Raw genomic sequence first — 15,452 nt, forward strand, 5'->3', positions numbered from 1 at the left:
GTATCCAGCAAATCTGGATACTTCTTTTGTTTATTTATCTTCGTCTCGTAATGGTAAATTGTTTACGTAGCTATCGGAATACTGTAATAGTTTTCGGCTAGCGTCAAAGCGTTTTTTCACATCACTCGAAAGTTCTTTATTTGTTCCATCATAATTCGTTGCTGCACCAGTTTCGAAACTTTCATCTGGTTGGTACATGTAAGAATTGGTGAAATAGCTTCCTTCTGGCATTGTGTAGCGCTCAGGTACGTAATTATTAGATGAATTGAGGATATCGGTTCCAAACATAATTTGGTCGCCAGTTTTAATACCAAGTAAATTCATAACAGTTGGCATAATATCAATTTCGCCACCAACATTTTTAATTTCACCTGGGTTTTCCATTCCTGGGTAATGTAAGAAGAAAGGAATACGGTAATCATCAGCTGGTTCTGCTTTCAACTGAGTGGAACGATTAACGTATTTCTTTTGTTCCTCAGGTAGTTGGTCGGTTTTGATAATGTGATGATCGCCGTAGAAAACCACGACAGAATCATCCCAAATGCCGCTATCTTTTAATTTTTGAATGAATTCACCAAGTTGTTTATCCGCATAATGAACCGCTTCAAAATAGTTACCAAGTTCTGTATCTTTTAAATCGCTCGGTAAGTCAATTTCTTGCTTATCTTTCGGAATATCAAATGGCATATGACTGCTCACGCTAATTAATTGCGCATAGAATTTTTGGTTGTTTTTGTACTGCTCTTCTAAAATCGGAAAAGCTTTGTTGTAAAGCACTTCATCACTAGGAGAGAAGCCGATAACGTCCTCATCGCCAAAGAATTTACGATCATAAAACTTATCAAATCCTACTGCAGGATAAAATTCATCGCGATTGTAAAAACTAGCGTCATTTGTATGGAAGGTTGCTGTTTTATAATCATTTTTGCCAAGTAAACGAGGCATAGACGGGATTACCCGGTCACCGTATGTTTGTGTATTCGTATAATAACCACTTGGGAAAGTCGATGTATAAACGGACCATTCCGCGTCAGCCGTATTTGACTTAGAGACAGTTTGGAAAAATTGGTTGGAATACATGGTTTCGTTTTGTAAGCCATCTAATGTTGGCGTAATTGACTGACCGTTAATTTTGACGTTCGTTAAATTACGCTGGAATGACTCGAGTTGAACGATGATAAGATTTTTACCTTTGGCAGCACCGAAATAATCGGGATTCGATTTAACCGACACACCTTTAATATCATTCACGTTTTTGGCAGTAATATCTGCGGCTTTAACATGATCAGCACCAGTAAGCGCGGTACTAATATTAAATGTAAAAATTCCCATTCGTTTTGCGCGCTTGGAGTCACTGATAATGTTTTGTTGCATCATAAAATAGGTAAAACCACTTAAAATGAGTAGTGTACTAATAAATGATACACCGTAAACACGGCTAGTTAGGCGGAATGATGGGAACTCGTGTCCTTTTTTGATGTTGAAATAAAGGATAAATGGTAGCAAAATAATATCTAAGATGTATAACCAGTCTGTCCCGCTAAGTAGGCTTGTGGCACTGTTTTTAACTACGCCAACCTCACCGATAAGAGAGAAGCTGTGGTATGTTGGAACTTCATTATAAAACCGAGCGTAAAGAACGCAAACGAGCATAAGAATTCCGATAAACAAAGACATTCCTGCATACCAATAAATGTGCGAGCGAACCGGTGCAAATAAATGAATCAGTCCAAGAAGTAAGACGATAAACAGCAGGTCCATTCCAAGTGCCAAGAAGTTAGGATCTTTAAAAATCTGGAAATAGGCGAAAGTGAACTTACCAATAATTAGTAAAAAATAAAATAAAATCAACTGAATTCCTCTTTCTAGCATGCTTTGTGCTAAACACGCACAAATCCATTCCTTCTAATTTTAGCTTAATCGCGCGTACAGTGCAAATCATGAAAGATGATTCTGATATATTTGGGTAATAGGTTCTACTTTAGGAAAGAATGATTAGTTTTTGTATTTTTTCTCACAATCCTATTGACCTTTAAAGTGTAAAAGGATATTCTTTTAGAAGAATGTAAAAAGGTAGGAGACAAAATGAATTCATTATTTAGAAGAAAACCGATAGAAGATTTAATGCATAATAAAAGTGGTAGCACGCATTTAAAGCAAACTCTCGGACCACTTGATTTAACTTTACTTGGGGTCGGGGCGATTGTCGGAACGGGGATTTTTATTTTACCTGGAACAGTGGCTGCGAAAAATGCGGGACCAGCGATTATTTTCTCTTTTGTGATTGCGGCGATTGTTTGTGCGATTGCAGCAATGTGTTACTCGGAGTTTGCATCTAGTGTTCCTGTTGCAGGGAGCGCCTATACGTATGGTTATGTGGTTTTTGGTGAGTTAATTGGATGGTTGCTTGGTTGGGCACTTATTTTGGAATACGGGCTTGCAGTGGCTTCTGTGGCAAGTGGATGGTCTTCTTATTTAAATGCGTTACTTTCAGGTTTTCATATTTCCATCCCGGAAGCAATCTCTGGGCCTTTTAATCCAGAAGTAGGTACATTTATTAATTTACCGGCGATTATTATTGTTCTTGTGATTGCCTTTTTATTAACGCTTGGGATAAAAGAATCAACACGCGTGAATACCATTATGGTAGTTATTAAAGTCGGTGTTATTTTACTTTTCTTAGTAGTTGGCGTATTTTATGTCAAACCGGATAATTGGCAACCGTTTATGCCGTTTGGAATTAGTGGAGTTATGAATGGAGCGGCGCTAGTTTTCTTTGCTTATTTAGGTTTTGATGCCGTTTCCTCCGCGGCGGAAGAAGTGAAAGATCCGCAACGGACGATGCCGATTGGAATTATTGGGTCGCTACTTATTTGTACGGTGTTATATGTTGCTGTATCCGCTGTTTTAACTGGAATGGTGCCGTACACAGATTTAAACGTAACTGATCCTGTGGCTTATGCCTTGCAAGTGATTAACCAAGATTGGGTAGCTGGCATTGTATCACTTGGCGCAGTTGTTGGGATGATTACGGTTATTTTAGTGATGAGCTACGGGGCTACTAGACTGATTTTTGCAATGGGACGTGATGGTTTATTGCCGAAAGTACTTGCGGAAATCAATCAAAAATACCAAACACCTGTTAAAAATACTTGGATTTTCGCAGTGATTGTTGCAATTATTAGTGGGCTTGTGCCATTGGATCGATTGGCTGAGTTGGTTAATATTGGAACACTCTTGGCGTTTATGATGGTGTCTATCGGGATTATCTTTTTACGTAAAAATAAAGATATTCAAGCGAGAGGATTTAAAGTACCACTTTACCCAGTACTTCCTATTGTTTCGTTCCTATTATGTGCGTTTTTAATTAGCCGTTTGTCTGTTCATACGTGGATTCTTTGCGGAATTTGGTTTGTTATTGGTTTAATTGTTTACTTTGCTTATGGTAGAAAACATAGTGAATTACTTAAAAAATAATTAACTTACTTTTTGTAAGTCGTTTTATTGGAATTTGAACGCTCCTTATGTTGTAATGAATGTATTACAATAAAAGGAGCGTTTTTTACATGGCAGAAATTAGTGAAGAGTTACGACTTGGCGAAGTTGTATTGAATGTTGGACATTTAAAAGAGATGGCAGGCTTTTATCAAGAAGTAATTGGTTTGAAGTTATTAGAGGAAAATGAGCGAATGGTTCGGCTCGGCGTGAGTGGGTCTGATGAAGCTTTACTTGTTCTTAAAAAGATAGATAATGCGGTCGTTCCAGAAGTGCCGCGGATTGGCTTGTTTCATACCGCCTTTCTTCTACCAACGCGAGAAAGTTTAGCGGATGTGTTACTTCATTTAGCTAAGTCAGGTTATCCGATTGATGGCGCGGGAGATCATGCTTATAGTGAGGCGCTTTATTTACATGATATTGAAGGTAATGGCATTGAAATTTATGCGGACCGTCCAAAAGCGGAATGGATGCGTGATGGCGATGGTAATTTACCAATGGTCACAGAACAAGTAGATGTGGATTCGTTGCTTCAAATTGCGACAGACGAACCGTTTACAGGAATGCCAAACGGAACGATTATTGGTCATGTGCATTTACAAGTGGCAGATGCTGATAAAGCGGAACAATTTTATAAAGAGGCGCTTGGAATGAAGTTAACGCCCGCTATTCCCTCAGCAAGGTTTTTTGCGGCTGGTGATTATCACCATCACATCGGTTCAAACGTCTGGGCAGGTCGCAACTTGGAACTTCTGCAAGAAAATGAAACAGGACTAGCTTGGTTTACAATTATTACCCCTGATAAAGATGCAATAATAACCACCTTAGAAGAACAAGGATATGATGTGAAACGATTTGAAAGTACCATTTCAGTGACAGATTCTAACGGAATTAAGATTCACTTTAAATAAAAAAAGAACTGTTTAAGCGAAAAATGAGCTTAAACAGTTTTTTGATGCGATAATAAGGGAAAGGTAGATTAGACTAATTATTTTAATGTTTACGTTGCATTGTTTTCTTGAAAAGCCAATTGCTAGATTGGAAAAGCGTTAAAGCAATTAAAACTACGCCAATTCCAAGATTTAAATACGAAAGGGCTACGGCTGCGTTATCTGGAAATGAATTTTGCACAGTGATGAAAATAATAAAGAAACCGCTGTTTGCACAAAACGCAATCCAAAACCAAGATAATCCACTAAGTTTACCAACTACAAAAGAAAGTCCTGAGATTATTGCTGCTAAAACAATTCCTGTAACTATCATAGACATAAATTCCATTTTCATCGCTCCTTTGTCATAAATGAATTATTATTAATAATAATGTAACATAAATGAAATATTTTGTAAAGAAGATACGAAGAAGGGAGATATCTAGATGATTGAATTTTTTAAGACAACAAATGAAAAAATGGAGCAACTTTCTGCTTTGGAAGATGGTTGTTGGGTAAAAGTAACTGCTCCAACAGACGATGAAATAGAAATGTTAAGTAAGGAAATGGATGTGCCCAAACCGTATATTTTGGATGCACTAGATTCTGAGGAGCGTTCTAGGATAGAATTGAAACGAGCAGAGCAAGATGTGAGACATTCACTAGTCATTGTTGATTATCCATACGAATCGGAGGATGAACTAGGCTACGCAATGTATGAAACACTTCCGATTGGAATTGTTTTGACTAGAAAACATCTTGTGACAATAACATTGCGAGACTTGCCAATTTTAAAAGATGTGCAATCGATGAAGTTAGAAGAATATGATACAACTAATCATAAGCAATTTTTGTTAAAATTATTGTATGCTGTATCTTATTATTACCTCAAATACTTAAATCAAATCATCAAACAAACAAATAATTTAGAAATACAGATTAAACAATCGATGAAAAACGAGCAACTGTATGCTTTTATGGCGGTTCAGAAAAGTTTAGTATTTTTTGCAACAGCACTTCAATCGAACAAAGCCATTCTTGATAAAATGGAAGATGTAGAACATTTTATGCAGCAAGAGGATAATCATGATTTGCTCAGAGATGTTATTATTGAAAATAAGCAAGCAATTGCCATGACGGATACATATACCCAAATAATTAGCGGGATGTCGGATGTATTTTCTTCGGTTATTTCGAACAATTTAAATATCGTGATGAAGTTTTTAACATCATTTACCATTATTTTGTCATTACCAACGATTGTGGCGAGTATTTATGGGATGAATATTAAGCTACCGTTTATGCATAATGAGCACGCGTTTGCATTAATTCTTTTATTTACGCTATTAATTACAACGGGAGTAACCGTGATTTTTTGGCGTAGAAAATACTTTTAATATATAGAAAACGAGGGATGAGCATGGAAAAACAAACATACGAAAAATTAGCATATTATACAATCAAAGAAAAAATTCTCAGTGGAAAGCTTCATGTAGGGCAACATATTTCAGAAGCTGGTATTGCAAAAGAATTATCTATTAGTCGAACGCCAGTCAGAAAAGCAATTGCGGTTTTAGTATCCGAAGAGTTAATCGAATACGAGCTAAACCGGGGGGCAATTGTGATTGAAAGCAGCATGAGTGCTGGGCGTTTTATTGAATTATTAGAAATGGCCGAAATCCTTGTCGTACAAACGATTGAAAAATGTAAAAATAAAAATTTAACTTATAAACCAGAGCAAGGTAATGCGCTATTAGAGGAAATGCGCGAAATTCAAAAAGAAGAAGATGTAGAGGCTTATTTGTCCTTACTTAGCAAATGGTTGTTACAATTTGTGGCGCAGTTGGCTAATAGTTATGCCGAGGATATTGTCAGGAAAATGAAGCGTGATTTTTTTAATAAAGCGCAAAAAGATATTAAAATAATTCCTGTGCTCTTGGAAGAAGAAACGATGGAAACGTTAGAACAATTAACTTACTACATGGTAGAAAAGAAACATGATTTAGCAAAAGAGGTAATACAAAAATTAGTGAATTTGTATATTATCCGTACATTTAGATAGTATTTCTAAAGATGAATTGCTTAAAAACAGGAGGTGCTTTTGATGCGGAAAGTATACGAAATATTTATTTTAGACTGGCGCCGTCTCTTTAAAGCGCCTTTAGCTTTATTATTAGTAATTGCATTAATTATTTTGCCATCACTATATGCTTGGTTTAATATTGAAGCACTTTGGGATCCGTACTCCAACACTTCGGGGATCAAAGTGGCAGTTTCGATTGATGATGAAGGCGCGGAAATAGACGTACCAGGGAAAAAGCCCCAACAAGTGAACGTCGGGAACCAGCTCAAGAAAACGCTAGAAAAAAATAAAAAACTTGGTTGGACTTTTGTAAGTGAGGATGAAGCGAAAAAAGGCGTGAAAAGTGGAAAATACTATGCGTCTATTCATATTCCAAAAGATTTTTCAGAAGATATGGTTTCGGTCGTCAATGATAATGTTACCAAACCGACAATCGATTATTCCGTCAATGAAAAAATCAATGCTATCGCCCCAAAAATGACGGAGAGCGGTGCAACGACGATTGTTAATCAAATTAGCTCTGAGTTTGTTGGTACAGTTAGTAAAGCCGTTTTGGAAGAGTTTAATAAAGCAGGGATTGATCTTGAAAATGAATTGCCAACAATTCGTCGATTAAAAACCAAGGTATTCCAAGTGCAAGACGCTTTACCAGAACTGAAAAAAATGGGAGCAGAAGCGGTCAAAATAGAAGCCAAACTGCCTGAACTGAAAGCGAAAGCAAACCAAGTTGTCGAGCTAAACGAAAAAATTCCTGAACTAAATAAAGCGACAGAAAACGTCTTATTAGTGGAACAACAACTACCAAAAATTGACCAACTCGGGCAAGACATTTTAGTGCTACAAAAGAAAATTCCTGAAATCAAACAAATCGCCGAATCGGTAAAAGAAGTAGATGAAAACTTCGGAACGATTAAGAAAACGGTCAATGACGCAGTGAATGAATCGGGCAAAGCGCTTGATGTGATTGATACTGCGATGGCGGCAATTCCCACAGTAGAAAAAATTGCTCAAAATGGCAGTGGCTATGTAGATAAAGTGTCTGATTTCGCAGATGAAATTAATAAGTCCTTCGATACGTTAGCGCCTGCAATTAAACAAAACTTAACGCTAATGAAGCAAATGGCAGACAATATTTATCAAGTCACAGAAGCAATTAAAAATGGCTCAATCACTCCAGAACAAGCCATTACGGAATTGAAGAAAATGGAGCAAGATATTGATTCCTTGCAGCAAATGATTACAAAACAAACCGCGACATTAGAAAGTTTAAATGAAACATTGCCGAATAAGCCATTTACCGATTTAATTGCGAATTTAAAAACGATTAATAGCCAGCTAGGCGCGCAAAAAGAAACAATTACAAAAGTACGCACAGAACTTGAAAATGGCGCGCAACCGTCCGAGGAACTTTTAAATCAACTGAATGAACAAGCGAAAAATGTTAGCGAGAAATTGGACCAAATTTTAGCCAACTATGATTCGGAAATCGTCCCAGCAATCAAAGTCGGCTTAAATCAAATTCAAGGAGATTTGAAAGATAGTCAAAAACTACTGGAAACGTTACAAGCAAAAATCCCAGAAATTACGCAGGTTTTAAAAGATTCCAGAGAAACACTACAGACAGGGCAAACCTACTTAGAAGAATTCCAAGAACGGCTACCAGAAATTCAAAAAACGTTAGATGAAGCAACGAAAGTAATCAACACTAAACTGGACACGATTATCGCGGGTATTAACGAAGCGGCAAACTTTTACCAAAACGATTATCCTAATGTAAAAGCCAATATTAAAAAAGCGGCCAACTTCATTCGCGATGATTTGCCAGGGCTCGAAAAAGAAATAAACCAAGCTTCGGGCCTCATCCAAGAAAAAATGCCAGAATTCGAAAAAGCGATTAAAATTGCGGCCGATCTTTCGCGGGAAGAATTGCCAGAATTTGAAAAGGCCATTAATAATGCAGCGAATAAAATTACCGACTTCGATAAAAATTACGATTTGCAAAGTATTATTAAAATGCTTAGAAACGACGCAGATAAAGATAGTTCGTTTATTGCTAGTCCAGTTAAGTTAAAAGAAACAAGCTACTATCCAATTCCAAATTACGGTTCGGCAAGTTCACCATTTTATACGGCTCTTTGTTTATGGGTGGGTGCGCTCTTGTTGATTTCCTTATTACGTGTGGATGTAGAAGTGCCAGCTGGGATTTTCAGTCATTACCATCGTTATTTTGGACGATTACTGACATTCTTATCTATCGGATTAATGCAGGCGCTTATAGTGACGCTCGGGAATATTTTCTTGCTCGGGGTATCCATCGCAGAACCATTACTACATGTACTATTCAGCATGTTTATCAGCGTCGTATTTATGACCATCGTCTACACGCTCGTATCACTATTTAATAATGTCGGAAAAGGGATTGCGATTATCCTGTTAGTTTTACAAATTTCAGGAGCAGGCGGGAACTTTCCAATTCAAGTTTCGCCGCCATTTTTCCAAGCGATTTATCCATTCTTGCCATTCACTTATGCCGTGAGTTTAATTCGGGAAAGTGTTGGCGGACTTTATATGCCAACTGTTTGGATTGATATGAGTGTTCTTGCCGGATTTGCCATTCTCTTTATCACGCTAGGCATTTTACTCAAAAAACCACTAGATAAAGTAGTACCCAAGCTATCAGAAAAAGCAAAACGAAGCAAGCTCATCCATTAATATTTTTTCTGTGATATAATTACGAGCATAGAGGGGGCAGACTTTGTGGCAAACAAATTTAAAACATTAGATAAAATGGTTTATAACTTACTTCTTGAAAAAATTAAAAACGGTGAGTTAGTGCCGAATGAGCATTTAGCAGAAGAAAAGTTGGCTAGAGAATTCGGTGTTAGCCGCTCACCACTCAGAAAAGCCATTGCAACGCTTACTGCTCAAGGCATTGTCAGTTATCACGAAAATAGCGGTGCTGTTTTAAATGATTGTATTGTTGATGCGGATCGTTATGTGCAATTGATGGAAACCATTGAAATTTTTGTTGATGCAGCGATTGCGAAAGCAGCCCATTTTGGTTATGAAATGGATTTAGAGAAATTGTATGCTCGCATGCAAGAGATGGAGCGCTTTTCGTATCTAACTGATTTAGAAAATTATTTCGATGCGCATCATCGTTTTATTCTTTGCTTAATTAGTTTTGCCGAAAATCCCTATCAAGTGCGTATCGTCAAGCAAATTTTCTTTCAAATGGTTCATTTTTCAGATGGAATTAATATGTTTAAATCCGTTGAAATTAGAGAATGGACTAACAAAAAGAGCAATCAAATTTATGAGTTGCTTGCAGAAGGAAAAATAGAATTGGCCAGGAAAACGATTAAGTCCATGTTTGCAGAACTAACGATTCAAGCATACAGATAAAAAAGCTGTCACTTTTGTGGCAGCTTTTTTTGATATAAATGAAACCCGTTTTTCGTGCCCAAAAACTGAAAACCATAACGGAGATACATTTGATTGAGCGTTTTATTACTTTCAATGCAATCTAACCGAATGAACGGCACGGACATTTCAATCCCTAGTTTTTCCGCAAAATAAATCATTTGCTTACTTAATGAAATTCCGGAAAACTCTCGAGAAACCATAATACGGTGCAAATAATAGGCTTTATCAATTGCCAAATTATCCCACAAATCTGTATCCCAATCACTAGGCGTTTTCCGAATTATCATTGTCCCAGCAAGTTTACCCGCTTCCGTTTCAAAAAGGGCAACTTCACCAAGTTCAATACGTTGTTCGATATTATGGACATCAAAACCATGCAAAATGTCGCTCCACTGGGTTGAACCCGATTCTTTTAACCAGCGAGCTGTATCCATCATTAAGCCATTTATTTTGAGGCGATCCGTTGGCAAAGCAAAGCGGACTAGAAATTCCAGTCCGCCAGCCGTGATTTTATTTTGGTTCATTGTTATCTTTTGGAGCTTCTGGTGTTTCAGGAGCTTCCGGTACTACTGGAGTTTCGGGTTCTTTTGCTGCATCTGGTCCAAAGCCTTCTGGATGTGTATCCTCTGCAAATGGATCAGCTTCTGTTGCTCCAAATGGATTTACTTCTTCTTCCACGATTACCGTTTCTTCTGTAAAAGTACCTTCTGTTGCTGCGTATAAATCATCGTAGAACACAGCGATAGAAGTGATTAGATAAGGATAAACATAAAGTGAAATACCAAGTGTGATTAACCAGGAAGCTAGAATTAAAACGAGTCCGCCAAAAGTAGCGCCAGCAGCAAGAGCTGAAATTACTTCAGCAGGATCAGCTGTATAAGATGTAGTAGCCATTCCCCCAGCAACGATAACCGTACCTGCAATCGCTACAGCAAGAGGAATTAAATACCATAGAAGGAATGTAAGAGATAGTCCAAAAAGTCTACCTTTATGTCCATTCATCATGTGGCGGCTTTCTGTAATAGCATCTAGCGCGGAAATGTTAGGATTATCTCTTAAGATAAAGAATGTTTGTGAATAAGAGTAAGTTTTAATAATTCCTGGTACGATTAAGAGTAAGCTCCATAAGAATGTGAAAATGGAAATAAGCAAGTAAGCTAAAAATGTACGTCCAAATTGTTTAAAACCACTAAACATATAAGCAACATCTGGTTGTTCACGGCGACTGATTGCCAGGTACACCCAAGCAACTCCAGTATAAAGTGGTCCAGTTAGCAGGAATAGTGCAATCCACCCAACGACTGGAATCCAACCAAGTACTCCTCCGCCAACAGTTTCGATTAACCAAGCAAGCACAAATATTCCAATGGCAATTCCCCAGTTGCCACGAAGCGACTCTTTTGCTGTCTGTTTTACTTGTGAAATAGTCATCATAGTAAAAACTCCTTTTTCATTTATTTTTAAGTATAATAGCAAAAATACCTACCTTTAAAATAGCACATTTTCAAGGACTAATACAGTAATAAGAGGTGTTACAAAAAAATGCTGAAAAAAGGATTACATTTCTATTTATTGGGGAAAAGTAGAATTATGTAGTATGATTAATTTGGAGGTGGCGCGTATGGCCCATGAGAATTTAAGAGAACTAGAAGATCAATTGATTGAGTTGCGACAAACATATCAAGAGGTAATCAGCGAAACAAGAGAGTTTGAAGACCCACAACTCCAAAATGGACCAATTAATGCAGCGGAAGTTAGATTAAGTGCATTACGTCACGAAATTGCCGAAGTAGAGAAGAAAATCAAAAAAGCAGAAAGCAAAACCGAATAAGAAAAAAGCGTCCATTTGTTCATTTTGCAGAGGGACGTTTCTTTTACGTAGATTTGGAGGTATAAGCATGAAGCCAATTTTTGCTGTAGGAGATGTACACGGAGAGATTACGCTTTTAGACGAATTACTCGAAAACTGGGATAAAGAGCGAGAACGGCTTTTGTTTGTAGGAGATTTGATTGACCGCGGCGAAAACCCAGCTGCAGTACTTAGAAGAGTGAAAGCATTAGCTGACGAAACAGGAGCCATTGTCTTAAAAGGAAACCACGAACAAATGCTACTAGATTTTCTCGAAAATCCTTCTGGGAAAATGCATTATTATTTAAGTCAAGGTGGAATGGAAACGATTCAATCTTTAATCGCAGACTCTTTAGATAAAAAAATGACGCCGGAGGGATTAGCAAAGCGGGTAAAAGAAGAAGCTTCTGAACTCATTGATTTCATTCGGAAATTGCCGCTCTATTATGAAGAAGGCAAATATGTATTTGTGCATGCAGGTGTAGATTTGACGAAAAAAGATTGGCATGATACTGAGGAGCGTGATTTTTTCTGGATTCGCGAACCTTTCTTATTTGGACAGAATAAAACGGGGAAAGTCTTTATTTTCGGACATACCCCGGTACAAAATTTACATATTGATGAAAGTTCTGGTATTTGGGTTTCGGAAGATAAAACGAGACTTGATATTGATGGTGGTGCGGTTTTTGGCGGAGAACTTCACGGAGTAGTCGTTGAAGAAAAAGTCATCACAAAAAGTTTTTCTGTAAAAAAATAAGCATCGAATGAGCTCTTAATAAGCGCTCATTTGATGCTTTTTTTTAATAATACGGTGCCATAAATAAGTATACTAGTACGCCAGTTAAACTGACATATAGCCAAATCGGCATGGTCCAGCGAACGATTTTTTTGTGTTTCTCAATTTGCATCGTCCAGCCCCAAACAAGTGCAAATAGCGCGAGTGGAACGACGATTGCCGCTAAGAAACTATGTGTAATTAAGATGAAAAAGTAGATTGGGCGGATAATTCCAGTTCCGCCAAATGTAGAAGTTTCTGCTGAAAGGTAATGGAAAGTTAAGTAAGATACTAAGAAGAAAAGCGTTGATGTAAATGCTGCTAAAATGAAACCACGGTGCATTTTAATGTTTTTCTTTTTTATAATTGCCCAAAGTGCAATAACTAAAAATACAAAGGTAAAACTATTAAAGATGGCGTTCATACGCGGGAAAATAGTAATGTCGAAATGCACTGCCCCTTGATATCCAATGGGTGAGAAGAAGAGTAGCAAAATCACCACAACCGCGACAAATGATATAATCATTATCGGCCAAAAATAGTTTTTTTCTGATGTCGGCTTTGTGAGTTTTTCTTTATTTTGTTCCATGAAAAAAATAGCCCCCTAAATATAAAAATTGCTGTACTTCTTTCATTATACATGACGAACATAACGGATGCGAAAGATTGAGCTTTTAAGGTATAATGGTTGGGGAAAGGGTGTTTCTTATGTCGATTATTGCAAGAGAACTAACGAAAGCGGAAGAAGCTGAAATTATCCGTTTAAAAGAAGAAGGCGAAGTAATGCTCCAAACGGACGGAACTCCAGAAGAGCGCATCGAGAAAATTACTGAGTACTTAAAAAATACCTCGCCAGACCCTGATTTAGCAGAAGAACTAGGTTATATTTTAGGATCTTTGTACGGGGAGGCAGTACGTGAAAAGTATGGATGGCGCTGGCTGTTTGTCTCTGAAAATGATTTAGAAGGGTACGCGATTACGTCGAAAGAGCATGGCTATACATTTATGGTGCATGATTATTTTATGCAAGTAATCGTTCAGAATAAGCCAGATAATAGTAAAATGCTATTTGAATTGATGGTTGATATGACTGGGAATCGAAATGATTTTCGGATGATTGGGTAAGGAGAATAACTAGGAATAACTGTTTTTGATTCCTTTTCGAGGTGATGCAAGGTGAATGTAGACGAACAAAAAGTCCGGGTTTTAAATAATTTAGTGGAGCATTATGGTTATCAAGATTGGTGGGAAGCGGATAATCGTCTTGCTGATTGGCTCTCGATGATATTAATCCAGCGTACGACAGAGAAAAATGCCAAACAAGCATTAGCGAACCTTGGACCGCATTTAGATTTAGAAAGTTTAATTGAAATGGATATGGCGACATTAGAAGAATACATCTATCCGGCTGGCTTTTATAAACAAAAAAGTATCTATATTAAAGCTCTTATCAAGTGGTTCCATGGCCACGGAGCTAGTTTAGATAAGTTCCAGACTTATTCAACAGAAGATTTACGAAAAGAGTTATTAGGCATAAAAGGTGTCGGGGAAGAAACGGCGGATGCGATGTTGCTGTATATTTTTGAGCGGAATGTGTTTATTGCTGATTTATATGCCAGACGACTATTTTCGCGATTAGGTTTTGGCGAATATAAAACCTATGAACAAATGCGTGAAGAGTTTATGCCGATTACAGAGAATATCCCGCATAAATTATGCAAAGAATGGCATTCGGTCATTGATGTTCACGGGAAGCATTTCGGTAAAGATAAAGCGATGGATGAATCGTGGTTGCTCGAATTTAGTAATTAAGTATATCTATACCTTCTAATTGAATAAACTGGTCCAACAAGATTTCATACAAATAAGCAATTTCTTCAAAATGAAGGTCATTCATCAATTGAATGGCTTTTTTTGCTTGTGCGTACCCTTCTTTAATTTGATTGCTTTGCATTTTAAGTAAACCTTTTAAAAAATTCGAGATGTTTCGGTAGAAAGCACTCTCATTATAGATACATAAGGAATCTAACAGGATGAGGAGTTTACTTGCAGAGGATAGTTGACCGCGGGAAATAAATACTTCAATCGTATTAATTAAAAGGGTACATAAAACGCGCCTTGCTCGGTCATAATTTTTATAAGGTTGAATCGCTTTAATTACTTGATTCAAAAATTGAATTTGTAGATCTTCTTCAAAAAAATAAATAGAGTTAGCGCAAATCTTAAGTTCTTCTAGCGTCCACGTATCAATCGAAAATAAATATTTTTGAATGGTACATTTATCTTTTGCAGTAATGACATCCACTGTGAATTCATGATATTTAAGCAAATGTTCAACCATTTTTATTCTCGAGCGGACAAATGCTTTCCATACTTCAACTAATTCTCCATCATGTTTAGAAAGTTCGCTGTATAATAGCTCCAAACTCTCTAAATCATAAATATTTCCTCGTTCTTGGTTCATGCACAAATAATTTTTTTCCGCGGATTTAGAAAGTTCTCGATGGATATAAAAAAATTCATCTAAATCCATATTCATTCGTTTTAATATTTTTTCAAACAAACTTAATGTGATATCGTGTTTTCCTTTTTCAAATTCGATGGCGAAGGATTTGGAAATGATATTATCGTATAAATCTTTTTGATGTATTCCTTTTGAAGTACGTATATCTCTCACTGTTTTACCATACCCAATCATTCAAGTTACTCCTTTTGATTCATAATTTAAATGAGGGCTGCATCTAAGGGGTTTGCAAGGAGTGTAACAGCCATTTTTCCTTTTAAATCGTAGCATAGAAAATTTGGCGGAAGAAGTCCTATTTTTAGGACTTTATGAAAAAATGATGGAAAAGCTTGGTATATTAGGAGTGGAGAACAGATTCGTTTACATCTTTT

The 15,452-nt window shown here is 37.0% G+C and carries 16 protein-coding genes; 10 read left to right on the forward strand and 6 right to left on the reverse strand.

Translation table 11 applies throughout. The features are described from left to right. Positions 1 to 30 precede the first annotated feature (30 nt). The gene (gene ltaP, locus CKV70_RS03310; protein ID WP_015454299.1) at positions 31 to 1,851 is read right to left on the reverse strand and encodes a lipoteichoic acid primase LtaP; all 1,821 of its coding nucleotides are present in this window, start codon (positions 1,849 to 1,851) and stop codon (positions 31 to 33) included. Positions 1,852 to 2,085: 234 nt separating this feature from the next. Between ltaP and CKV70_RS03315 the strand changes: the two genes are divergently transcribed. Beyond that, a complete protein-coding gene (locus tag CKV70_RS03315) occupies positions 2,086 to 3,477 on the forward strand; it encodes a branched-chain amino acid transporter BcaP (protein ID WP_003732612.1) in 1,392 nt (463 codons plus the stop codon). 89 nt (positions 3,478 to 3,566) lie between these two features. Beyond that, positions 3,567 to 4,406 (forward strand): VOC family protein, encoded by an 840-nt coding sequence (locus CKV70_RS03320; protein WP_014600599.1) that lies wholly within the window; start codon positions 3,567 to 3,569, stop codon positions 4,404 to 4,406. A gap of 82 nt (positions 4,407 to 4,488) precedes the next feature. Here the strand turns inward: CKV70_RS03320 and CKV70_RS03325 are convergent, their stop codons facing one another. Then, the gene (locus CKV70_RS03325; RefSeq protein WP_003721764.1) at positions 4,489 to 4,773 is read right to left on the reverse strand and encodes a hypothetical protein; all 285 of its coding nucleotides are present in this window, start codon (positions 4,771 to 4,773) and stop codon (positions 4,489 to 4,491) included. Positions 4,774 to 4,870: 97 nt separating this feature from the next. Between CKV70_RS03325 and CKV70_RS03330 the strand changes: the two genes are divergently transcribed. The 4 genes from CKV70_RS03330 to CKV70_RS03345 are packed head-to-tail and all read left to right on the forward strand — an operon-like array spanning position 4,871 to position 9,912. After that, the gene (locus CKV70_RS03330) at positions 4,871 to 5,821 is read left to right on the forward strand and encodes a magnesium transporter CorA family protein (RefSeq protein WP_003721765.1); all 951 of its coding nucleotides are present in this window, start codon (positions 4,871 to 4,873) and stop codon (positions 5,819 to 5,821) included. Positions 5,822 to 5,844: 23 nt separating this feature from the next. Beyond that, positions 5,845 to 6,486 carry a GntR family transcriptional regulator gene (locus CKV70_RS03335; protein ID WP_003721766.1) on the forward strand — a complete coding sequence of 214 codons (642 nt, stop codon included), beginning with the start codon at positions 5,845 to 5,847 and terminating at the stop codon, positions 6,484 to 6,486. A gap of 42 nt (positions 6,487 to 6,528) precedes the next feature. Next, positions 6,529 to 9,219, forward strand: a complete 2,691-nt coding sequence (locus CKV70_RS03340) for a YhgE/Pip domain-containing protein (protein ID WP_010989537.1) — start codon at positions 6,529 to 6,531, stop codon at positions 9,217 to 9,219. A 45-nt stretch (positions 9,220 to 9,264) separates the two neighbouring features. Next, a complete protein-coding gene (locus CKV70_RS03345; RefSeq protein WP_003721768.1) occupies positions 9,265 to 9,912 on the forward strand; it encodes a GntR family transcriptional regulator in 648 nt (215 codons plus the stop codon). An 8-nt stretch (positions 9,913 to 9,920) separates the two neighbouring features. On the opposite strand, the gene CKV70_RS03350 is transcribed toward CKV70_RS03345, so the two are convergent. Then, positions 9,921 to 10,457 carry a GNAT family N-acetyltransferase gene (locus CKV70_RS03350; protein ID WP_003721769.1) on the reverse strand — a complete coding sequence of 179 codons (537 nt, stop codon included), beginning with the start codon at positions 10,455 to 10,457 and terminating at the stop codon, positions 9,921 to 9,923. Further along, on the reverse strand, positions 10,444 to 11,364 hold the full coding sequence (locus CKV70_RS03355; protein ID WP_003733993.1) for a DUF975 family protein: 921 nt from the start codon (positions 11,362 to 11,364) through the stop codon (positions 10,444 to 10,446). The genes CKV70_RS03350 and CKV70_RS03355 overlap by 14 nt, the downstream gene beginning before the upstream one ends. A 190-nt stretch (positions 11,365 to 11,554) precedes the next feature. Here CKV70_RS03355 and CKV70_RS03360 point away from each other — a divergent pair, with 190 nt between their 5' ends. Then, on the forward strand, positions 11,555 to 11,764 hold the full coding sequence (locus CKV70_RS03360; protein WP_003721771.1) for an Lmo0654 family protein: 210 nt from the start codon (positions 11,555 to 11,557) through the stop codon (positions 11,762 to 11,764). Between the two features lie 67 nt (positions 11,765 to 11,831). Then, positions 11,832 to 12,539: a metallophosphoesterase family protein gene (locus tag CKV70_RS03365; protein WP_003732609.1), complete on the forward strand. Its 708-nt coding sequence runs from the start codon at positions 11,832 to 11,834 to the stop codon at positions 12,537 to 12,539. Between the two features lie 43 nt (positions 12,540 to 12,582). On the opposite strand, the gene CKV70_RS03370 is transcribed toward CKV70_RS03365, so the two are convergent. Further along, positions 12,583 to 13,146, reverse strand: coding sequence for a DUF420 domain-containing protein (locus CKV70_RS03370; RefSeq protein ID WP_003721773.1), 564 nt, complete (start codon positions 13,144 to 13,146; stop codon positions 12,583 to 12,585). Between the two features lie 119 nt (positions 13,147 to 13,265). Between CKV70_RS03370 and CKV70_RS03375 the strand changes: the two genes are divergently transcribed. Both CKV70_RS03375 and CKV70_RS03380 read left to right on the forward strand, forming a co-directional pair. After that, positions 13,266 to 13,682, forward strand: a complete 417-nt coding sequence (locus tag CKV70_RS03375) for a hypothetical protein (protein ID WP_003721774.1) — start codon at positions 13,266 to 13,268, stop codon at positions 13,680 to 13,682. A 51-nt stretch (positions 13,683 to 13,733) separates the two neighbouring features. Then, positions 13,734 to 14,369, forward strand: coding sequence for an endonuclease III domain-containing protein (locus CKV70_RS03380; RefSeq protein ID WP_003721775.1), 636 nt, complete (start codon positions 13,734 to 13,736; stop codon positions 14,367 to 14,369). Here CKV70_RS03380 and CKV70_RS03385 read toward each other — a convergent pair. Continuing rightward, complete coding sequence (locus CKV70_RS03385; RefSeq protein ID WP_003721776.1) at positions 14,359 to 15,255, reverse strand: Rgg/GadR/MutR family transcriptional regulator; 897 nt, start codon at positions 15,253 to 15,255, stop codon at positions 14,359 to 14,361. The two genes, CKV70_RS03380 and CKV70_RS03385, sit on opposite strands and share 11 nt — an antisense overlap. Positions 15,256 to 15,452: the final 197 nt, after the last annotated feature.

The organism is Listeria monocytogenes (assembly GCF_900187225.1).
Lineage (GTDB): Bacteria > Bacillota > Bacilli > Lactobacillales > Listeriaceae > Listeria > Listeria monocytogenes.